This window comes from Okeania sp. SIO3I5, assembly GCF_010672085.1.
Classification (GTDB): Bacteria; Cyanobacteriota; Cyanobacteriia; order Cyanobacteriales; family Microcoleaceae; genus Trichodesmium.
In genome coordinates, this window is the sequence record NZ_JAAHHT010000108.1 from 1 (window position 1) to 23,339 (window position 23,339).

Annotated in this window: 16 protein-coding genes; 2 read left to right on the plus strand and 14 right to left on the minus strand. The window is 37.8% G+C overall.

Annotation, left to right across the window (positions count from 1 at the left end; all coding sequences use genetic code 11):
* Window positions 1-23 precede the first annotated feature (23 nt).
* From F6K40_RS22225 to rpsT, 10 genes are all read right to left on the minus strand, one after another.
* A complete protein-coding gene (locus F6K40_RS22225; protein ID WP_293139283.1) occupies window positions 24-185 on the minus strand; it encodes a hypothetical protein in 162 nt (53 codons plus the stop codon).
* A gap of 239 nt (window positions 186-424) precedes the next feature.
* On the minus strand, window positions 425-4,714 hold the full coding sequence (locus F6K40_RS22230; protein WP_293139284.1) for a DNA-directed RNA polymerase subunit beta': 4,290 nt from the start codon (window positions 4,712-4,714) through the stop codon (window positions 425-427).
* 181 nt (window positions 4,715-4,895) lie between these two features.
* Entirely contained in the window at window positions 4,896-6,914 is a 2,019-nt protein-coding gene (locus F6K40_RS22235; protein ID WP_293139285.1) for a DNA-directed RNA polymerase subunit gamma, read from the minus strand.
* Window positions 6,915-6,950: 36 nt separating this feature from the next.
* Complete coding sequence (locus tag F6K40_RS22240; RefSeq protein WP_293139286.1) at window positions 6,951-7,076, minus strand: hypothetical protein; 126 nt, start codon at window positions 7,074-7,076, stop codon at window positions 6,951-6,953.
* 15 nt (window positions 7,077-7,091) lie between these two features.
* Window positions 7,092-7,217, minus strand: coding sequence for a hypothetical protein (locus tag F6K40_RS22245; RefSeq protein WP_293139286.1), 126 nt, complete (start codon window positions 7,215-7,217; stop codon window positions 7,092-7,094).
* 36 nt (window positions 7,218-7,253) lie between these two features.
* Window positions 7,254-7,379 (minus strand): hypothetical protein, encoded by a 126-nt coding sequence (locus F6K40_RS22250; protein WP_293139287.1) that lies wholly within the window; start codon window positions 7,377-7,379, stop codon window positions 7,254-7,256.
* Window positions 7,380-7,408: 29 nt separating this feature from the next.
* Window positions 7,409-7,534: a hypothetical protein gene (locus F6K40_RS22255; RefSeq protein ID WP_293139288.1), complete on the minus strand. Its 126-nt coding sequence runs from the start codon at window positions 7,532-7,534 to the stop codon at window positions 7,409-7,411.
* 175 nt (window positions 7,535-7,709) lie between these two features.
* Complete coding sequence (gene rpoB / locus F6K40_RS22260; protein ID WP_293139289.1) at window positions 7,710-11,021, minus strand: DNA-directed RNA polymerase subunit beta; 3,312 nt, start codon at window positions 11,019-11,021, stop codon at window positions 7,710-7,712.
* A 1,959-nt stretch (window positions 11,022-12,980) separates the two neighbouring features.
* Window positions 12,981-13,763: a TatD family hydrolase gene (locus tag F6K40_RS22265; RefSeq protein ID WP_293139290.1), complete on the minus strand. Its 783-nt coding sequence runs from the start codon at window positions 13,761-13,763 to the stop codon at window positions 12,981-12,983.
* A 677-nt stretch (window positions 13,764-14,440) separates the two neighbouring features.
* Complete coding sequence (gene rpsT, locus F6K40_RS22270) at window positions 14,441-14,779, minus strand: 30S ribosomal protein S20 (protein ID WP_293139291.1); 339 nt, start codon at window positions 14,777-14,779, stop codon at window positions 14,441-14,443.
* 1,189 nt (window positions 14,780-15,968) lie between these two features.
* Between rpsT and hisD the strand changes: the two genes are divergently transcribed.
* The gene (gene hisD, locus F6K40_RS22275) at window positions 15,969-17,333 is read left to right on the plus strand and encodes a histidinol dehydrogenase (RefSeq protein WP_293139292.1); all 1,365 of its coding nucleotides are present in this window, start codon (window positions 15,969-15,971) and stop codon (window positions 17,331-17,333) included.
* Between the two features lie 655 nt (window positions 17,334-17,988).
* A complete protein-coding gene (locus F6K40_RS22280) occupies window positions 17,989-18,543 on the plus strand; it encodes a DUF3747 domain-containing protein (RefSeq protein ID WP_293139300.1) in 555 nt (184 codons plus the stop codon).
* 450 nt (window positions 18,544-18,993) lie between these two features.
* Here F6K40_RS22280 and F6K40_RS22285 read toward each other — a convergent pair whose 3' ends face one another.
* The 4 genes from F6K40_RS22285 to F6K40_RS22300 all read right to left on the minus strand — a co-directional run bounded on the left by F6K40_RS22285 (window position 18,994) and on the right by F6K40_RS22300 (window position 23,078).
* Window positions 18,994-19,131, minus strand: a complete 138-nt coding sequence (locus F6K40_RS22285) for a hypothetical protein (protein WP_293139293.1) — start codon at window positions 19,129-19,131, stop codon at window positions 18,994-18,996.
* Between the two features lie 506 nt (window positions 19,132-19,637).
* Entirely contained in the window at window positions 19,638-20,531 is an 894-nt protein-coding gene (locus F6K40_RS22290; RefSeq protein WP_293139294.1) for an alpha/beta fold hydrolase, read from the minus strand.
* Between the two features lie 499 nt (window positions 20,532-21,030).
* The gene (locus tag F6K40_RS22295) at window positions 21,031-21,192 is read right to left on the minus strand and encodes a hypothetical protein (RefSeq protein WP_293139295.1); all 162 of its coding nucleotides are present in this window, start codon (window positions 21,190-21,192) and stop codon (window positions 21,031-21,033) included.
* Window positions 21,193-22,367: 1,175 nt separating this feature from the next.
* Window positions 22,368-23,078 carry a Uma2 family endonuclease gene (locus F6K40_RS22300; protein ID WP_375340592.1) on the minus strand — a complete coding sequence of 237 codons (711 nt, stop codon included), beginning with the start codon at window positions 23,076-23,078 and terminating at the stop codon, window positions 22,368-22,370.
* Window positions 23,079-23,339: the final 261 nt, after the last annotated feature.

The following is a 23,339-nucleotide window of genomic DNA, read 5'->3' on the forward strand; positions in this document are numbered from 1 at the left end:
CTCCTCTTCCTCCACCCCCACCCTCACCACCCTTCCCCCCCTTCCCACCCTTCCCACCCTTCCCACACCTCCCACACCTCCCACCCTTCCCACCCTTCCCACCCTTCCCACCCTTCCCACACTTCCCACCCTTCCCACCCTTCCCACCCTTCCCACCCTTCCCACCCTTCCCACCCTTCCGACACTCTTTTTACACTCTTTTTACACCAATGCTACCGGATTTGATCTGACTCCTGATATCATGTCCTATTACAACAAAGTAGAGACCTTCAATAGAAAATCTCTACTTTTTTTAACAATGTCTGATATTATGTTACCGACGGCTGAATGCTGATTGCTTTGTATAGCAATACGTTAATTAGTTAGGACATTTACAAATGCTCAAACGATCCTCAGGAATGACTTCTGAATTCTGAATTCTCAATTAAATCAAATCTGGTGTATTCTCATCAAAATCCTCATAAGCACCATAAGCATCATCACTATCATCATCTATTAAGTCATCCTCTAGGTTAGCAGGGAAACCAGAATCAAAATTATCAGGTGGGAAATCTGAATCAAAATTAGCAGGCGGGAAATCTGAATCATCTAAAACTGACCCAGAGTTATCTTTAACTGGAGGAAACTCAGACATACTATCATCAATAAATTCACCTTCATTTTGAGGTATGCTTTGAGAATCTGCAAAATCCTGATCCATAGATGGCAAATTTAGACTACTTTCCAGCTCTAACGAACGCGCCGTGCGATCGTCTAAAACCACACTTTGTAAATCCTCTTCCTCAAAAAGCTCCACATCCTCTTCCCAACTTTGCTCCAAATGATTAATCTCTGCACTCAAAGCATCCTCATAAGCATTAAAACCAGTACCAGCAGGAATCAACCGCCCAATAATCACATTCTCCTTCAATCCCCTTAACCAATCAGACTTACCCTCGATCGCCGCCTCCGTCAACACCCGTGTAGTCTCTTGGAAACTAGCTGCCGAAATAAAGCTATCCGTATTCAGTGATGCTTTTGTAATCCCCAACAACATTGGTGTATATTGAGCGGTTGCCCCACCCGTAATAGACATCGCCTGATTAACCTGTTCCACCTGTCGCAACTCTATCAACTCCCCAGGCAACATCGTAGTATCACCACCATCATCAACCCTCACCTTAGCTGTCATCTGACGCACAATTACCTCAATATGCTTATCAGAAATATCTATACCCTGAGACTGATAAACTGCCTGCACCTGATTTACCAAGAACATCTGACAAGCCTCAAAACTCCTTAAACAAGCTTCATAAGGGCTTTCATGTTCCCGGTAATAATTGAAGAAAGTCTCTAGAATTTCATGGGGATTCTGAGGCCCATCCGTCAGAGGTTCACCCACATCAACATTTTGTCCATCAGCAACAATCACATTCTGCCCATGACCTAGGGGGTAATCTGTGATTGTTCCATCACTGGAAACAACACTCAATTCTACGTTATCATCATTAACATTAACCTGAGCTTGACCAGGATATTTGACTAAAACGCAAGATTCTTTTGGTTTGCGTGCCTCCAATAATTCTTCAATCCGAGGTAAACCCTGAATAATATCCCCAGTCTTAGTCCGCTCAAACACCAGGAGTACCAAACTATCTCCCCGTTGCACCAAGTCTCCATCCATAGTCAGTAATACCGCACCTGTAGAAACACGATAAGGTCTGCCTTTGCGCAAGATTACCTGATAACTTTCAAGACCATTCTCCAAAGGTATTTTTTCAACTTCAGATACCATACCAGATTCTTGAATAACTGTTCCCGGAGCAATTTCACTACCAGCAACTAACAAATCCCCTGCTGTTACAGAGGGTAAAGTATTAAGTGGTATTTTAATTAAATCCGCTTCTCGGACTATCAGAACCCGACGGATAGCTTCTGAACCTTCTCGGATACCCCGCACTTCACCAGATTCTTTTGATAAAATTTCTGTGCGAGCTACTACTCCTCCAGCTGCTATCGCATCTCCATCTTTAACTAATAAGCTGGTATTCGTACTACCATGGGTTGTATCTGCCATTACATCCCGGCGAATGACTAAAGATTCCAGAATCACCAATTGCAAACGCATTACCCCCTCTTCCTGTGGATCTGGTGATAACTCAATATCAGCAGCTAATTGAGGAGCTTCTTCACCAATCTCTAATACCAACTGAGTTCGTAGCAATTCTATAGCTTCTACAGATTTAACTCGTTCCCCATCTTTAAAGGGAATTCGTTGTACTGCGCGTAGCTCAATGGAGGAGTTGATTGATTTCTGAGAAGGCACACCTGGTTCATCGGGTACATGAAATTCAGTCACAGGTCGCAATAATAACCCAGGACCTTCTGGCGTTTCTATATACTCAATATATTTTAACTCAGACGTTACTAACCCGGGAATTACTTCTTGTCCTGGTGTGGCAATTTGACCATCCATTAAGGTTAAATCCCCTAGGTCTGTTTGATAATCTCCAGTATGTAGTTCTCCTGGTTTAATTACAATTTCCCTGAGAATGTCATTTTTCTGGTGTACTTCTGCAACTCCATTAGACTGACAGAAAATATCTTTAACTATTTCTGTGGCAGCTTCTACATATTGACCGTCTTCTACCAAGAGCAAAGATATATCTTTATTAATTTCATGGCATTCTTCCGGTATCCAGAGCAATGTACCGCCTTTTATGACTTCGTAACCTTGTTTAGCTTTACCACGTTTGAGAACTTCTACTCCAGCATATTTAATAATCCCACCTGTGGAAGTTTGATAATTTTCGTCTAAGAGTTCAGCGATTACTTCGTGGTTGCCTACTTTGCTACCAGGGGTAACTTTTAGGGCAAACCGTTGATTATTTTGGGTCTCAATGATATACTGTTCGCGGTTGGAAATGTTTTCCAAGCGAACTTTGGCCTGATCTAGTCGCACACTTGCGGTAATGACTTCAATTTCACGAGGCAAATTATCGTGTACTTCGGTAGGTACTGTAGGGACGTTGCGTGCAACGTCCGTACGGGTAGAAGTAGCGATCGCTGACTCTTCTAATTCAATTGTTGATTCTTGAGTTTCTCCAGCTAAAACATTTGTCTCGCTTTGCTCTCCCAGACTTTGCAACGGAGAAGTGGGCATTCTTACTACACCACCATGTTCTGTTACTAATTTAGTTTCCGCAAGTACGCTGTTAATGGTAATTTGGGTTTCATTTTTTACCATTGGTTCTGCACCTGGGGGCAGGTTATATACTTCTCCTGCTAATATCCAGATTAGACCACCTCTTTGAGCGATCCGAGTTGTTGTTCCTTGTTTATCTACCTTCTCTTCTTGCACCAACTGAGCAAATTTAAGTTCACCTGCTAAGTCTGAGGCAACTTCTTTTGTTACTTTCTCAGTTGTTTTTCTGACCTGACCTACTTTTTGTACTTCTCCTAAAACTGTTCCTGCTGATACCTGCTGGTCATTTTGCACCATCAAAATAGAACCTTGAGGGATGGATACAGTTTCTTTACGACCATCAGCTCCTAGTACGATCAGATCGAAATTATTTTCTGCAATCATCGCTTCATCACCATGACGAGTTCGGAATGACCTGGTACGCACATTAGATGGATACTTGACTACACCTGCAAAGGATGCTACAAATTGACGCGCTACTTCCCCTGTAAATACACCTCCAGTATGGAATGTCCGCATAGTTAATTGGGTACCTGGTTCCCCGATAGACTGTGCAGCAATAATTCCAATAGCTTCTCCCATATCAACCAGATGACCATGAGCGAGACTCCACCCATAGCAACTTTGACAAACAGAACGGGGTGATTCACAGGTTAAAGGAGAGCGTACAAATACCTCTTCCACACCTGCTTTACCTACTGCTTTAGCTAAGTCTTCTGTAAACACTTGATTTCTGACTGCCTGAAGGTCGCCACTGCTAACAATCTCTCCTGTTTTTGGATGTTTGACATCAGCAGCAATAACCCTACCCAACAGTCTATCTTTGACTGGAATTAATACGCGATCGCCATCTTTCATACTTCTCACCATTACCCCCCGCTTGGTGCCACAGTCTACTTCCCGAACTATTACATCCTGAGAAACATCAACCAAACGACGAGTCAAATAACCAGAGTCAGCAGTTCTCAATGCTGTATCAACTAACCCTTTCCGCGCACCATAAGAAGAAATAATATACTCGGTTACGGTTAAACCCTCCCGGAAATTGGTCTTAATTGGCAAGTCAATAATTTCCCCTTGTGGATCTGCCATCAAACCACGCATTCCTACCAACTGACGCACCTGGGAGATATTACCCCGCGCTCCCGAAAATGCCATCATATAAACTGAGTTTAGGGGATCGGTTGCTCGAAAGTTACGAACTACTTCATCCTTAAGATTTTCACTGGTACTATTCCAAGTATCAATTACTTTTTGGAAGCGTTCTACTTCTGTAATTTTTCCTTTAGTATAACGTTCAGTTGTGTTCCGAATTTCTTGTTCTGCTGCATCTAGAAGTTTTCGTTTAGAAGGAGGTATTTGTAGGTCATCTACACTAATCGAAACTCCTGCTTTTGTTGCATAACGGAATCCCAAGTCCTTCAGCTTATTTGCCATTTGTGCAGTTCTTGCTGTACCGTAACTCTCAAAAGACCAAGAAATTAGCTTTTTTAGTTGACCTTTATTAATAACTCTATTATAGAAAATCATAATTAATGGATAATGGATAATGGACAATGGATAATTAATAATTGATAATTAATAATTAATAATTGATAATTAGAAATATAGCAATCCTAGTTTTATTAGTGTCATAAATCTCGCAACATCAGCGCAGATTACTATAGTTTTCATTATTCATTATTCATTATTAATTATTCATTATTAATTATTAAAGGGCGCTTTGAATTGTTTGATTGAGAATTATTCGACCAGGTGTTGTCACCACAAACTGTCTAGTCACTACTCCATCTATCTCTCGAACTTGGCGAGATTTAATATAAACCTTATTAATCTCAAGCTGCCCCGTATAATGGATTCTATACAGATGATAACGCTTCACCACCTCCCCATTTTCTAGAGTTTGCTCTGATTTCAACTCTCCCAAGGTATCGGGTAATATCTTACTATCCAATGGCATCCAATAATTCTTAACCACCACTTCATTAGATATTTGTTGTATATCGGGAGGCATTTCTTCCGGTTTATCAGTTTCAATCTGTACATCAGGAGCTAACCTCAAATAAACATAAGTATGCAACTCTAACTTACCTTGTTCATAAGCTAAAACTACATCATCAGGGTTAGCAAAATAAAGTTCTTTACCACCTTGGAGTTTATGGTTTTCCGCCGTTAGATAATAACAACCCAATACCATATCCTGAGAAGGCGTAATAATTGGACGCCCAGTTGCCGGAGACAAAACATTATTCGATGCCAACATCAATAACCTCGCCTCCGCTTGCGACTCCAAAGACAACGGCACATGAACCGCCATTTGGTCGCCATCAAAGTCAGCATTAAACGCCGGACATACCAAAGGATGCAACTGAATTGCTCGACCTTCTACTAAAATAGGTTCAAAAGCTTGAATTCCTAATCTATGCAAAGTTGGAGCGCGGTTCAACATCACCGGATGACCATCTATCACCTCCTCCAACACATCCCACACATTCGGGTCTCCCTTTTGAATCAGTTTTTTGGCAGCTTTAATATTATTAACTAACCCCTGACGAATTAACCGATGAATCACGAATGGTTGAAATAATTCAATTGCCATTTCCCGTGGTAAACCACATTGATTAATAGCTAACTTCGGTCCGACAACAATTACCGATCTTCCTGAATAATCAACCCGTTTACCCAACAAGTTTTGCCGGAAACGACCCTGTTTTCCTTCAATAATATCGCTCAAAGACTTCAGCGGTCTATTATTTGCACCTACAACAGTTCGACCCCGGCGACCATTATCAATCAAAGCATCAACTGCTTCTTGCAACATTCGCTTTTCGTTACGGATAATAATCTCTGGTGCTAAAATTTCTTGCAACCTTGCCAAACGATTATTTCTATTAATTACTCGTCGGTAAAGGTCATTCAAATCGCTAGTTGCAAACCTGCCCCCATCCAACTGCACCATCGGACGCAAGTCGGGAGGAATCACTGGAATTGCATCTAAAACCATCCATTCTGGTCGGGAACCTGTAGCGACAAAATTATCAATTACTCGCAAACGCTTGATTAACTTTGCTCGTTTTTGCCCTTTAGAATTAGCAATTTCTTCCCGTAATTTTTCTGCTTCTACTTCTAACTCAAGATTTGCCAATAAGGTTTGTAAAGCTTCAGCACCAATACCAACATCAACCCCTTCTATTTGTGAGTCTTCACTATAAATTTGATCCTCAATTTCTAGCCAAACATCCTCTGCTAACAGTTGTTTATAACTTAAACTTTCGTGATTTCCTGGTTCTAATACCACATAAGCATTGAAATAAACAATCTGCTCCACATCCCGCAATGGCATATCTAACAAAATTGCCATATAACTCGGAATACCCTTGAGATACCAAACGTGGGTTACTGGTGCTGCTAGTTTAATGTGCCCCATGCGGTGACGGCGCACCCGTGACTCAGTTACTTCTACTCCACATCTTTCGCAAACAATTCCCCGGTGTCGGACTCGCTTATATTTTCCACAATGACATTCCCAATCTTTCGCCGGACCAAAAATGCGTTCGCAAAACAACCCATCCATTTCTGGTTTGAGAGTCCGGTAATTGATAGTTTCTGGTTTGGTTACTTCTCCTACCACTGTACCGTTGGGTAGGGTTCTTTCTCCCCATCCACGAATTCTGTCTGGAGAAGCTAACCCTATTTTCACATAATCGAATCTTTGTTCAAGTTTTGGCATTTCAGTTATCAGTTATCAGTTATTAGTTATTAGTTATCAGTTATTAGTTATAATCCGTATATCCGTGGCAAAATCCGTGTCTAGCACTCCCCATCCACGAATTCTGTCGGGAGTTGCTAACCCAATTTTCACATAATCGAATCTTTGTTCAAGTTTTGGCATTTCAGTTATCAGTTATCAGTTATTAGTTATAATCCGTATATCCGTGGCAAAATCCGTGTCTAGCACTCCCCATCCACGAATTCTGTCGGGAGTTGCTAACCCAATTTTCACATAATCGAATCTTTGTTCAAGTTTTGGCATTTGAGTTATCAGTTATCAGTTATTAGTTATCAGTTATTAGTTATTAGTTATAATCCGTACATCCGTGGCAAAATCCGTGTCTAGCACTGCCCATCCACGAATTCTGTCGGGAGTTGCTAACCCTATTTTCACATAATCGAATCTTTGTTCAAGTTTTGGCATTTCAGTTATCAGTTATTAGTTATCAGTTATCAGTTATTAGTTATAATCCGTACATCCGTGGCAAAATCCGTGTCTAGCACTGCCCATCCACGAATTCTATCTCGAGAAGCTAACCCAATTTTCACATAGTCGAATCTTTGTTCAAGTTTTGGCATCGATAATAATTGATAATTAATAATTTAGAGTCCAGTAGGGTGCGTTAGACGCCAGTCGTAACCCACCATTTTCCTGCTATCAAAGGTCTGTTACGGCGCTACCAGTATCACTACCGCTTAACGGTGCGTTACGGCGCTCGCGCCTAACGCTACCACTAATCCGTGTATCCGTGGCCTAATCCGCGTCTGCTCCTTCACTCGATAATGACTCATACACAGGGCGAGATGGTGCTCGCTTTCCTGGCAAATCTGCCATTAAATCAACCTCCACATCCTGAGTAGTACCATCATCAGCAGTCTCCACCTTATGAGCTGCAATATCCAAACATAGAGACTGCAACTCCCGCATCAACACCTTAAAAGACTCAGGAGTACCAGGTCGGGGAATTGCTTTTCCTTTCACAATTGCATTCAACGCCTCATTCCGACCCTGCATATCATCAGATTTCACAGTCAACAATTCTTGCAAAGTATAAGCAGCACCAAACGCTTCTAGTGCCCATACTTCCATTTCCCCAAAGCGCTGACCACCTTGTTGCGCCTTACCACCCAAAGGTTGCTGTGTCACCAGAGAATAAGGACCCGTAGAACGAGCATGAATCTTATCATCAACTAAGTGAACCAATTTCAACATATAGGCAACTCCCACAGTCACCGGACGGTCAAATCTTTCTCCTGTTCGCCCATCATAAACCCAAAGTTTCCCTGGATGTTCCTCATCAAACGCCCAATCTTTACCAGAAGTATCCTTGGCTAATTGTAGCATTCGATGTACCGTTTCCCGCGATTTCTCACGACCGTGCATCTCATCAAAAGGTACACACTTAAACCGCACACTCAAAATTTCACCGGCCCACCCTAACATACACTCAAAAATCTGTCCTACATTCATCCGGGAAGGTACACCCAATGGGTTTAACACCACATCTATCGGAGTACCATCAGGCAAATAAGGCATATCCTCAATAGGTAAAATTCGTGAAATAATACCTTTATTTCCATGTCGCCCTGCTACCTTATCCCCTACCTGAATCTTCCGCTTTTGAGCTACATAAACCCTAACCACCATATTAGCTCCCGGTGGCAACTCATCTCCTTTTTCTCTGGTAAACACTCGGACATCAACAATACGACCTTTTTCACCATTAGGTACCCGTAAAGAATTATCCCGTACATCCCTTGCTTTCTCTCCAAAAATTGCCCGTAACAACTTTTCTTCTGGAGGTTGGTCAGATTCTCCTTTGGGCGTCACCTTACCAACAAGAATATCCCCAGACTGTACCCAAGCACCAACCCGGATAATTCCCTGTTCATCCAAGTTGCGCAAACCATCTTCCCCAACATTCGGAATTTCTCTGGTAATTTCTTCCGGTCCTAATTTTGTCTGCCGAGCTTCAATTTCAAACTTTTCAATATGAATAGACGTATAAACATCATCATATACTAAACGTTCGCTAACCAGAATAGCATCCTCATAATTATAACCTTCCCAAGGCATATAAGCTACCAAAACATTTTGCCCTAAAGCTAACTCAGCACCCTCAGTCGAAGAACCGTCAGCTAGTACCTGACCTTCTACTACTTGATCCCCCTCATACACCAGAGGTCTTTGATTTAAGCAAGTATCTTGATTAGACCGTTGATATTTACATAGTGGATAATCTGTTTCATTACCCTCTTTATCAATGACAGATATCTTAGTTGCGTCCACATAGCTAACTTCTCCATCTGTCCGGGTGATGACTACCATACCTGAGTCGCGGGCAGCTTGAGCTTCCAGACCCGTTCCCACCAGAGGTCTGTCTGGGTTTAACAATGGCACTGCCTGTCGTTGCATATTGGAACCCATCAACGCGCGGTTAGCATCATCGTGTTCCAAAAATGGAATTAATGATGTAGCTACAGAAACCACCTGCACTGGGGAAACTGCTACATAGTCTACTTGTTGGGGACTGGTAGTAGTAAAGTCTTGCCGATAACGTACTGGCACAACATCCCCCAAAATATTCCCTTCTGAATCAGTCATAATATCCCCTGGCGCCACCCGCAAATCATCTTCTGCATCTGCTGTCATATATATTGGCGTGCGATCGCGCAGTACCCGACCATTTTCTACTGGATAATAGGGAGTTTCTATGAATCCATAACCGTTAACTTTCGCATGGTTAGCTAGAGACCCAATTAATCCAGCGTTCGGGCCTTCTGGTGTTTCAATCGGACAAATCCGGCCATAGTGGGAAGGATGGATATCTCGGACAGCAAATCCAGCTCTTTCTCTAGTTAATCCTCCAGGTCCCAAAGCTGATATGCGTCTTTTGTGGGTCAGCTCTGCCAATGGATTTGTTTGGTCCATAAATTGAGACAACTGAGATGAACCAAAGAATTCTTTGATAGCTGCTACTAATGGTTTTGGGTTAACCAGTGATGTTGGAGTTAATGAACTTGCCTCAGATACAGTCATCCGCTCCCTGATAATTCGCTCTAAACGGTTTAAACCAACTCTGATTTGGTTTTGCAGTAGTTCTCCTACACTTCTAACTCGTCGGTTTCCTAAGTGGTCAATATCGTCGGTCTGACCAATGTCATATTCTAAATTAATCAAATAGTCAATGGAAGCTAATATATCTTCTTTGGTTAATACTCGTAATGTATTTGGTAAATTTAACCTTAGTTTGTTATTGAGCTTATATCGTCCTACACGCCCTAGGTCATATCTTTTCTGGTCAAAAAATCGACTGTGGAGTAGTTGTTCTCCACCAGCTATAGTAGGTGGTTCCCCTGGACGTAATTTCCGATATAATTCTAATAGGGCTTCTTCTTCTCCGTATTGTCCTTCTTTTTCTATAGTTTTTTGGAAATAATCAGGATGTCTCAAGGAGTCAAAAATTTCACTGTCTCCTAATCCCAAAGCTTTAAGTAATACTTGGGCAGAAAGTTTGCGAGTTTTATCTATCCTCACCCACACTAGGTCGTTTTTATCTGTCTCAAATTTTAGCCATGCACCTCGGTTAGGAATTAGACTGGCATTATATGTACGTCGCCCACTCTTATCAGTCTCGGATTTATAATAAACTCCTGGAGAACGAACTATTTGATTAACGATTACCCTTTCAGCTCCATTAATGATAAATGTTCCCCTATCTGTCATTAGGGGTAGGTCTCCAATGAATACTTCTTGTTCGATCATTTTCCCAGTTTCTTTGTTAATTAAGCGAGTGGGAACGTACATCTGCACTGCATAGCTGCTGTCTCGCCGTTTTGATTCTTCTACACTATATTTTGGTTGTTTTAGCTTATAGTTTTTGGCAAGAAAATGAAGTTCTAGCTTGCCCGTATAATCTGTAATTGGAGAATAGCTTTCTAGTTCTTCTATCAGTCCATATTCTAGGAACCAGCGAAAGCTTGCCCTCTGAATTTCAATCAGATCGGGCATATTGGAAATTTGCAGGTCACTGTAGGTGTTAATGTTTAATTTTTGATAAGTCATTCTTGAGTATCCTAGTAGGGCAGCAATTTTTTATGGGTAAATGTTATGGTAAGCAATCGTGGATTAATGTTCCACAAATATTGAATTGTTATACATTAGTCAGCTAGTTCATGTTATACAGAAAATTTTTAGATATATGAGGTACAAACATTAGTTATAAAACTATTGTGGAGTGGAGTAGCAAGAAAAATTGCTACACATATTGTCTACCACAGGTGTACCTAACCAATATGAAATATGTTGTATGTTAACTTTATAGGCAAGTAAATTTTCCACTATTAAGTTTTTTTCTAGTAATGATAAAGTTCTCTAAATTATGACTGATATAAATCTGATTTTGATCTGGATCTCCGTTGAATAGGCTATAGATTCTACAAATATCTACAGTTCAATAATTAACAATTAATAATTAATAATTAATAATTACCTCTTCTTAAAAAGAAGAGTATTGGTTAAAAAGGAAATTTTTTTTCTTCTCTTGGTCGATTGGATATGGCGCCGGTCACCTATCCATCCCATCCTACGGACTGGGACCCTTGCCGACCGCTTTTTTCTCCTTGCTCATGAGAGGCTTTAAACCTTGATTTTTCGGTAAAGCTATTTATACTAAATTTCCCTATTTATCTTACTTATCTGGTATTCTCAATATTGCTTCTAGTTACTAAAGTATTATTATTGTTTTTGGGAATATAAATACTATCTTCATTGATTAACCTTAAATAAATATCATCCAGAGTTATGAGGCATAAAATTTATAATCATATTTTTTTTACCGAATAATTCAATAATTCAGGTTAAAAGCGTCCCCTTGAAAGGGAAAAAAATAAATTTTTTCCCTTTTAGTCAATCCTCTCCCTAAAAGGGAGAGGTAATTATCCATTATCCATTATCCATTAATGAAAGCCTTATTTAGGAGCATAAATATACTCCCTAAATAATGTGCCATTCACAGCCACAAATTTAGCATAAGGAATTTACATTTGAGATATCAACCTCGTTTTAATAATAAATAATACATATTAATATAAATTCTATGAAAGCAGATTATAAAGATGAGTTTCTGAAAAATATTATCTTGACCATCTCTACTCTGTAGCACTTACATTTAATAGTTGAACTTAAGAAAAGAGGCAATAGGCAATAGGGAATAGGGAATAGGGAGAAGTAATTGATAATTTCTGGATCAGAATTGACTTTATTTTTGATTTTCGGAGTTGTCTATTAGCTAACTACTTTAATATATTTGGAACTGGATTATCGAAAATAACCTTATTTAGAGTACTTTTCGTCATACTAGGCTATACTAGAGACATTCCATGAAAACCAGTCAACTAAACTTACTCAAAAATCTGAAAGCTTATCAGAAAAGAAATATTGATGATAATATGATAAGGTATAGTTGCCTAAATTAAACATATTTTTCTATAAAAAAGACTTGTGGTCAATTTCTAACCACAAATAATATGATTTGCTGATAACATGAGATTCAACTAGCTTCATACCTTAATTGTAGCTGATAGGAACTAATGGATAGACAATTGAAGAAACTTACTCCTAGGCATTTTTATAGCTATAGTTATGAGTAAGTTTGATAAATTTTAGGCAAATTTTCGCACTATCTAGTATTTACCGAAACAATTAAACAATTAAACAATTAGATAATTCTGGTTTAAAGCCTCCCCAATAAAGGGGAAAAAGCGGTTGTTTGCGGAGCAGTCCGTTAGGATGGGATGGATAGGTTACCGGCGCCAGGTCCAATCAACCAAGATAAATAAATTTTTTCCTTATTGGTCAATCATCTCCCTAAAATGGAGAGGTAATTATCTATTATCCATTATCCATTATCCATTATCCATTATTGAACCCCTTTTTTTGTACATAACTTTATATCGAACTTACTATAACCATGACAGTATGGTCTTATATCTCAAACAATATTAATTTGGATGTATTAACTTTTTAGGAAATAGAAAAGCCAAACAGTCGGCAAGCATTTTTGCTGGTTTGTGCTGCTAGATTCTCTAATGTTACACCTCTTAGTTCAGCAACTTTTTCGGCCACATATTTCACATAAGCAGGTTCGTTGCGTTTGCCCCGCTTTGGCACTGGTGCGATAAATGGACAATCTGTTTCTACTAAGAGGCGATCGCTAGGTACTATTTTAGCTGATTCTTGAATTTGTATAGCATTTTTAAATGTCACAATTCCACTAAAGCTAATATAAAACCCTAAGTCTAAGAACATTTTAGTTTCTTCTGGAGTACCTCCCCAGCAGTGCATCACCCCTCTGACATCCCCTTGATTTTCAAGAAAATTAGATAAAATCTCTGCCATTGAGATAGCAGCATCACGACAATGAATAATTAATGGCTTGTTAAGTTTTTGGGCTATAGTTAATTGCTCTTTGAAGACAAATTTTTGTTGGTTTTGATTATCTGCTTTGTAAAAATCTAATCCTGTTTCACCTATAGCTACTATTCTAGGATCGGATGTTGCAAACTCTTCAATTTGATTAGCAGTAGTTGATGTCCACTTCTGAGCATCTAAGGGATGTAAACCAACTGCATAAGAAAGTTCTTGAAAGCGATCTGCTATGGCTTTTATAGCAAAGAATTCCTCTGGTTCAACACAGGAGTGAACTAGGTGAACTACTCCTGCTTCTTCCCAACGTTGGCGGATATCTTCCAAGTCAGAATTGAATACATCGAAGTTGATGTGAACGTGAGTATCAATTAGCTGCATTTGGCTTTTATAGTTAATTTTACTACTCTCCAGATTAAAGTTATGGGGATTTTTAATGGGTTAAAACTGCTTTTTTCCACATCTACTAACTGTCTCTGGACAAATCCTTGAGGTTATAATAAATTCGGTGATAATAATAGGCGAGCGTACTAATTAAGTCCTATTTTCACTCATCTTGCTCATACTCTATTATTATTCCGTATTCTTAACAATTTATCAATTTTTCCCCAGTTCTTTGTCACAATATTTCTGGATATTGACACTCCACTATACTAATATAGATATTAGATATATATTCACCTAGGATTATTTTAAGTTATAGTATAAAGAAGGTTAATTTTCCTTTCAATTATCTTGAGTAAGGATTACCTCTGGGGTTTTCACGCCTTAAAAAAGTCAAGTACAAGTACACTTGATTATTTATGCTAAAATTCTCTGCATTTTTTAATGTAAAAAGCCCTCTGCCATGAAAACCTAGATTTTCTACAAATATTTTTCTAGGATTGTCTATAAAATTAGACTTTATAGATAGCAATAACCATTTATCCTAGAAAACTTTGCCCTAGAAAAAAAATTTTCAGTATAAGATTACTGTCTCATACCGAACTTTTTGCTTTCGGGCTTGGAACTTATCTAATGAATTAATAATAACTTATAACAATTATATCGTTATTCTGTTACGAAGCTACAGAGCTATCTGTCATTTTAGACTCTTGCTGACTTTGATCGCTAGTTAAATGTCTCTTATAAAATCTCACTAACCTAGCCTTTTTACGAGAACCATTATTTTTGTGTAAAACGCCACGTTTGACAGCTTTATCTATTTTACTGTAAGCTTTTGACATTCGCTGCTCCACTTCTGTTTTTAATTCCTCTGTGGGATTGGAAGCATAGTTTTCAACAGCAATAAAGTATTTTTTCATTAGAGTTCTAACTGCAGATTTATAGCTTTTGTTCCGCAGACGGTTGCGTTCAGCAACTTGGATACGTTTAATAGCAGACTTAATATTGGCCATAGTTTACTTTTGTCTAGATTCAGAAGTTTTGACATCCTCCCGATGCCTTTCATGTCGCGCCGGATTTCATGTTGCCTACAGCTAAAATTTAGTCACTTTTAGTTTGCCACACAAAATATTTTAATACTATAGCATTTACTTTGTCAGTACGCAAGTTATTCTTCGGTATAGTAGTATTACGCAAATAGGTTAGGACATTTATCAATACTTAAACTCAGTCAGAAATTGCTTTTGGATTTTGGATTTGGAATAGGGTTATACCAAGCGTAAAAAAAGAATGTTACGAATAGTCAGGGCGATCAAAAGACTTTTCAGAAGATGTGCCTTTGACGAATAAAGATAATTTCCGACCTAAAACATGGTATTGAAGCTATTTATTATGACTCCTGACTATTGTATCATCGCCAAGGAGACGGCTCCCCTACCTGACTCCCAAAAAATCCCCTAGGCATTTGTAGCAACTATTTATCAAAATGGTATTAGACTTGGGGGGAAAGTGGACAAAGAAGCAAAAGATAATAGATTTAAGATTTGGTAGACTTGCTATCCATTACCCACATCTTTACTCAACATAAAACTTGGGTATTATAGACAAGTTATTGATGGGTCTTGGATCGGCTTTTTCCTGAGAAACATTGCCTGAAACTGTAGGGAAGTGTCAAAGTTTTTAGCCTCTCAAATCTGGCATTCTGAATTCTAAATTCTAAATTCTGAATTCAGTTTTTTCCTGAGAAACATTGCCTGAAACTGTAGGGAAGTGTCAAAGTTTTTAGCCTCTCAAATCTGGCATTCTGAATTCTAAATTCTAAATTCTAAATTCTGAATTCAGTTTTTTCCTGAGAAACATTGCCTGAAACTGTAGGGAAGTGTCAAAGTTTTTAGCCTCTCAAATCTGGAATTCTGAATTCTAAATTCTAAATTCTAAATTCAGTGAAACGGTATAAGATTTCAAAAAATATTTAAAGATGCCAGTGTTATGACTTCACGCTATAACAAAGAGTAATGGGTGATTCGGAAACTGAGAGAATTGTTTGACTTTTACTCCTAGATCAAATCAGGATCATTACAAGACAATTGCCGATGAGAATGTTTAACATTATAAATAGTCTTAATATTGATCCAACTCTTTTGGTTCTGAAACTACCCTTAAAGCGCGAACTTTATTTTTTAGTTGGCATTCCTAATCTCTATGCTGCGAATAATTACTCAGTGGGTTGAGGCACAAGCTGAATTGAAACGCATCACAGAGCGTACCCACGATAATATGGCTATTCATAAAGAAACAACGGTGCGAGAAATTTTGCGCTCCGTTAGAGAACAAGGTGATGAAGCTCTGTTACACTATACTTCTGAATTTGACCATATTACCCTGACTCCAGAAGAGTTAAAGGTAAGTGGTTCAGAATTAGATGCAGCTTATCAGCAAGTAAATAAGGACTTATTAAGTTCTATTCGTTTGGCTGCTAAACAGATAGAAGCTTTTCACCGACAACGAGTTCCTAAGTCCTGGGTGCAATTTGGTGATGATGAGGTAGTCTTGGGCAAACGCTATACTCCTGTTGATAGGGCTGGACTTTATGTTCCTGGTGGCCAAGCTGCTTATCCTAGTACAGTTCTGATGAATGCTATTCCTGCTCAAGTGGCTGAAGTCCCAAAGATTGTGATGGTGACACCACCGGCTCAAGGAAAAAAGATTAATCCTGCTGTACTGGTGGCCGCTCAAGAAGCAGGCATTCAAGAAATTTATCAAATCGGAGGTGCTCAGGCAATAGCTGCTCTGGCTTATGGTACTGATACTATCCCAAAAGTGGATGTGATTACTGGGCCGGGTAATATCTATGTAACTTTGGCTAAGAAAATTGTTTATGGTACGGTAGGTATTGATTCTTTGGCAGGGCCATCAGAGGTGCTAATTATTGCAGATTCTGAGGCTAACCCGGTTCATCTGGCAGCTGATATGTTGGCTCAAGCAGAGCATGATTCTTTGGCTGCTGCTATTTTATTGACTACAGATTCGGCTATAGCACGTCAGGTTGTGGTAGAGGTGGAACGACAACTCCAGGATCATCCACGTCGCACTTTGACAGAAAAGGCGATCGCTCATTATGGTTTGGTGGTTGTTGTTGAATCTTTGGAAGTTGCTGCTGAACTTTCTAATCAATTTGCTCCAGAACACTTGGAATTAGAGGTTTCGGAGCCTTGGGATCTATTGGAAAATATTCGCCATGCTGGTGCTATTTTCCTTGGTTATTCAACTCCGGAAGCTGTGGGAGATTATTTGGCCGGGCCAAATCATACTTTGCCGACTTCTGGTGCTGCTCGTTATGCTTCGGCATTGGGGGTAGAAACTTTTATGAAGCATTCTAGTTTGGTTCAATATTCTCCTATTGCTTTACAAAAGGTTGCTTCTGCTATTGATGTATTGGCTACTGCTGAGGGTTTGCCTTCTCATGCTAACTCAGTTAGATTGAGGATGAAGGCTCAGGAACATGAAAAACAAGAGTGGGTGAAACAAGAAACAATTAGTCAGGAAAATGATGGTAAAAGTTTATAAATGATGTCTGGTTACTCCCGTTAGAATCTTTAGATCGCGGGAGAATACGTTATTTCAGTTATCAGTTATCAGTTATCACTAACGAGCGCTGAAGCAAAAGGCTTAAAATACTTAGAAAATGTTGCTTTTTTGTAAAAAAGACTGTTTTTACTATTTTGTGTTCTCTATTTCTTATTTCCTATTCCTAATAACTTTTTAGCGAATAATTTAAGATTTAAAGTCTCTCTTTTAAAGGAGAAACAAGAAAAAAATTTCCTTTGGAACAATCCTATTCTTGAAAAGAAGAGGTAATTGTTAGTTATTAATTATTAATTGTTAAACTCACTCCTTTTGATATTTCTATATTTAATTTTCTCTTCAAATTTAAAATTTCAGCTCTATAAATCTAACGTTAAAATTTTAATAATCCTCAATTACTAAAAATTTTCAATAAACCAGAAAATCGTATTTTTTTTGTATCAAATAAATCATAATTTGAAATTGAAACAATTTTTAATATCTAAATCTCAAAAAATGGAGAAAGTAAAAAAAATATAAAACTTTATCTAACTGGCTAAATAGTATTTGACAAATAACAGGATAAGCATCAAAATGAAGTCTAAAATTTCCTAAAATTTACATTCTTTGGATATATAAAATTAGACAAAGCAGAGTGATGAAAACTTTTTTCAAGCAGTTGATAGCTGCACTTACAACTTCAGGGTTATTAACTTTATCTTCTATTGTTCCTGCAAAGGCAAATTTCTTTGACCAAAAAGAAGTCGATCAGTCTAGATACGTTGCAATTGCAATTCCTCGTGCTTTCGGGCCACAATTGCTAATCATAGAACAAAAAACTGATGCCAGAGAATGCTGGAGTGAAAGTGGCGATCGCCCTACGTTGGTTGATCCCCTATTACTAAATTTCGATTTTACAGGTATTTGTGGGCGTGCCACCGACAGTAATGGTTATTCTATCCGAATAGCGGGTACTGATCTATCTCTTGAATATGCTCTCTCTTTACAAATGAGTGGTGGTGATATACGACTGATGGGTATTTCTCGTTATGATTCTAATGCACCACGACTACTCATTGGTAGAACTTATGGTTTGGCCAATGGATTTACTAAGATTGTTCTGGAAAATGGGTGGCGGTTTGCTAAAAGAAGTTATCAGGGTCAAGAGTTAGGGCATATATATGTTACTACTGACTGGATGCCAACAGAGTAAGAAAGCTATAATCCCAACTAGATACGGTTTGCTGAAAAATTTTTTTTAAGGAGTGGGGGAGTAGGGGAGTGGTTAGGAGTTAGGAGGAAGTAAACATCAATTTTTCAGGTCATGTGACGCTTTGTATCAGTTTTATGAAGCAGGAATGGAGAACTTATATAGGTAGTCGGATATGAAGATTAGTTAACTATTGTTGATTTACTAATATATCTTAGCTTATGTTAATACATGAGCTAGGGCGTGTCATAAATTAAATTTGAAAGTGCTATGTAGCAAGACTTTTGAGCTTTTAGCCTTAAAAGACTCCAGACACTAAAAACCTTGAGTAACAAAGCTTCTAACTTCTAATTGATGACAGACCCTAGTTATACTTATCAAGTTATATAGATTATGGTAAGATTCGACTAACAGAGTAGTTTGTGGTGTAAAGCCAGGCTACGCTTGTTACCGCTATCCTGATAAGTTACCTCTAGCATGGTCAAGTAATTCAAACCTCTGTGAGCGCCGATAACCAAGGCGACAAAGGGACGTTCGTATTTTTGTTATGCAACGTCCGTACAAAGCGTCTACAGGTTTTCTTGTAGACATTGGGAAATACCCCCTCAGCAGATTTTGCTTGCTGTGCATTGTTAACAAATGTTAGCACTCATAGGATCGGTCTCTTGACTTTTATACAATTATTCTGTCTAAAATACTAAATTTTTGCAGCTCATTGATCTGAAAACCTAGCAGTCTTTTTTTTTCGACCCAAAAAAGGCTTTCGCCTTTATCTGTCAATGCTTGAAAATCTAATCAGCAAGTCGTAGATATATCAAATAAAATTTAAAAAAGCGGTCATTTCTAATGACCGCTTTTTAATGCTCCTCAACACCACTTAAAAAGATAAGTGACACAAAATAGTGTCTTAATCTCACTAGAGATTTTTAACAGAATTATTTATTCAGAAAGAGCATCGACGACTGGCCGTGTTTCGTCTCGATGCTCTCGCTGATTCGCTCCTCACACGCTAATAAGTTTAACCTATAAAGGTAGTTTTGTCACTACTTTTAAGATTTTTTTTTGATAAATCTTTAAAGTCTTACCTATTAAGAGTTTCACTGTTTAGCTAACCAATCTAAAATCAAAGAGTTAACTATTGTGGGCCTTTCATCGTGGGCACAATGACCTGTATTTGGTATGGGTTTAAATTGAATAGATTCAACCTTGTCTGCTAAGTCTTGATAAATTTTTGCACCAGATATTGGTGTCCAAGGGTCGTTTTCTCCCCAGATTACTAATAATGGTACTTGAATTTTTGGTAGTAATTCTGAGGGATGAGGTCCAGCAGGTGCAGTGAGAATTGAAGCAAAAACTTTTTGCGCTCCAGCATCGCAGGAGGGACGATGGATTATTTCTACTAATTCATCTGTGACAGCTTCTTTATTTATATAGACTTGTTTGAGAGTGCTACGAATGCGGTATTTTTGACGAACTTGCTTAAAAATAAATGGTCCTAAAGCTGGAGAACTAACTAATTTGGTAAACATTCCCATGATGAATCTTAGAGGAAAGTTTAATTCTTGAGGTCGATGGTTTAAACCTCCTGCACAGTTGATGAGAATTCCTCCTGTGGAAATTTCTGGGTAATCTGCTAATATCATTAGGCTGAGTAATGCGCCGATTGAGTTGCCGACAAAAACAGTGGGTTGGTTAATATGTTCGCTCCAGAAGTCGTATATTAGTTGTTGCCAGAGTTCCATTGAATAATCTATGGGTGGCTTAGAAGATGCTCCAAATCCTAGTAAGTCGAGGGCAAATACTTGGTAACCAACGGCGGCGAGGGAAGGGATATTATTACGCCAGTGGCCTATGGATGCACCAAAACCATGAATTAATAGTAAAGGTTGTCCAGTTCCCATAACGGTATATTGGATGTTATGGTTTTTCCAAGTCCAGGTATACTGGTCTAGTTGATTTTCTAAAGTTGGGTTTGCTGTAATTGTGTTCATTATTATAAATTTTTGTAAAGCTCCATAATTATCATAATAGAAAATTAGAAAGAAGGAAAAAGGAAGAAGGCTTTAGTTATCTAGGAGAGAAGGAATAAATATTGAAAAAATTATAGATTTGGCTGTCTAAAATCAATTGGTTCGATTCTTTTTAAGCATTAGCTCAATTTCCATCTATTAAAGATTTAACTACTCACCATAATCTAGGGAAAACTTGACCATTTTTTGAATTCAAAACTGCTCAATTCAAAGTTCAAAAATTTGGGATCTAAGTTGTTGACTGAGAAATTTTTGATTTTCTGAGCTAGCTAATCCCTGTTTAAGTAGGTTTAATACTTCAGCTAAATTTTCCTTTATTAAGGATTTAATTTCAGCTAAATTTTCCTCTATTAAGGATTTTACTATTAACCATAATCTATCTAGGAAAAACTTGACTTTTTATAACTCAATTTTTATCCACAAAAACAGAAAGATAGTTACCTTAACTAAAAAATGGTGATTAACTTTTAAGTTGACTGAGAAATTTTTGATGTTCTGAACTAGCTAATCCCTGTGGAAGTACATTTAAGACTTCAGCTAAATTTCCCTCTATTAAAGATTTAACTGCTAACCATAACCCAGGGAAAACTTGACTTTTTATAACTCCATTTTCATCCGCCAAAACAGAAAGATAGTGACCCTAACTAAAAATGGTGATTAACTTTTAAGTTAACTGAGAAATTTTTGATTTTCTGAACTAGCTAATCCTTGTTTAAGTAGGTTTAATACTTCAGCTTTCATCCATAAAAACAGAAATATACTCAACCTAACTAAAAATGGTGATTAACGGTTAAGTTAACTGAGAAATGTTTGATGTTCTGAACTAGCTAATCCATGTGGAAGTAAATTTAAGACTTCAGCTAAATTTTCCTCTATTAAAGATTTAACTGCTCACCATAATCCAGGGAAAACTTGACCGTTTTTTAAATTCAAAACTGCTCAATTCAAAGTTCAAAAATTTGGGCTGCTAAGTTATTAAATAATTTTTGAATTAAGGATTCAAACCTCGTTCGTACAAATACGAAAAAATCAAAAATATTTTCCTTATTTCAAGTCTCTGACTTGACTGCGGAATGCGGAGCAAACAGGCAGAGGTTATAATGAGCGAATTAATAATGCAAGAATTTTGAATTGATTTGACTTTTTATAACTCAATATCATCATCCCCAAAAACAGAAAGATAGTGACCCTAACTAAAAATGGTGATTAACTTTTAAGTTAACTGAGAAATGTTTGATGTTCTGAACTAGCGAATCCTTGTTGAAGTACATTTAATACTTCAGCTAAATTTCCCTCTATTAAAGATTTAACTGCTCACCATAATCTAGGGAAAACTTGACTTTTTATAACTCCATTTTCATCCGCAAAAACAGAAAGATAGTGACCCTAACTAAAAATGGTGATTAACTTTTAAGTTAACTGAGAAATGTTTGATGTTCTGAACTAGCGAATCCTTGTTGAAGTACATTTAATACTTCAGCTAAATTTCCCTCTATTAAAGATTTAACTGCTCACCATAATCTAGGGAAAACTTGACTTTTTATAACTCCATTTTCATCCAGAGCAACAGAAATATACTCAACCTAACTAAAAAAGGTAATTAGCTGTTAAGTTAACTGAGAAATGTTTGATTTTCTGAACTAGCTAATCCTTGTGGAAGTAGATTTAATACTTCAGCTAAATTTTCCTCTATTAAGGATTTTACTATTAACCATAATCCAGGGAAAACTTGACTTTTTATAACTCCATTTTCATCCAGAGCAACAGAAATATACTCAACCTAACTAAAAAAGGTAATTAGCTGTTAAGTTGACTGAGAAATTTTTGATGTTCTGAACTAGATAATCCCTGTTGAAGTACATTTAATACTTCAGCTAAATTTCCCTCTATTAAAGATTTAACTGCTAACCATAACCCAGGGAAAACTTGACTTTTTATAACTCCATTTTCATCCAGAGCAACAGAAATATACTCACCTTTAGACAACCTAAACCAGCTTAATTCTTGTTCGTAAACTTTCCAAACTAAATATTCTTTTACTCCATTACGTTGATAAACTTTTAATTTATCATGTAAATCATAAGTAGCACTACTAGCAGCAACTTCAACAATTAATTCTGGCGCACCTTCTATATAATCATCCTTGCTAATTTTTATTTGTCCTCCTAAACTTGATTCAATAAATAACATGGCATCTGGTTGAGGTTCATTATCTTTATCTAAACGGGTAGTTGTATTATCGGCACCCTTAACTCCAGGAGTTGCAGCAGCATAAACTCCTAACCAAGTATTAATTTGAAAATGAGGTTGCCCATGGGCAGAAAATCTTAATGGTGAAGCTATATAAACAATTCCTTCAATAAGTTCAGCTTTTTTATGTTTTGGCATAGCAAAATAGCGCTTTTCAAATTCATCTCTAGTTAAGCGTTTCGCTGCGCGACATGAAACGCGGAGCGTGGCGTCAGCCATATCGCCATTTTCTAAAGGTATAATTGTAGTTTTATTCATAGTTTTAACGAAAGATAAAAATTACCGAAAAAAAGATTCTAAAATTCCTAAAACTTGGCGGATTACTTTTATTTATTGTGTTATTACGGTAGAGGGATGGATGGAAAGATTTGATGAGGGAAAACTAAGCATTTGTCGAAAGCTACACAAGATGAAAATATTTCTGGTATTACTCTTCGGAAACATTCCTGAATATTTTGATTCTCTCTTATCAATAGCAACAGAACTATGTTGAATAAAAAGTCAGTTATGTTGGCAAGT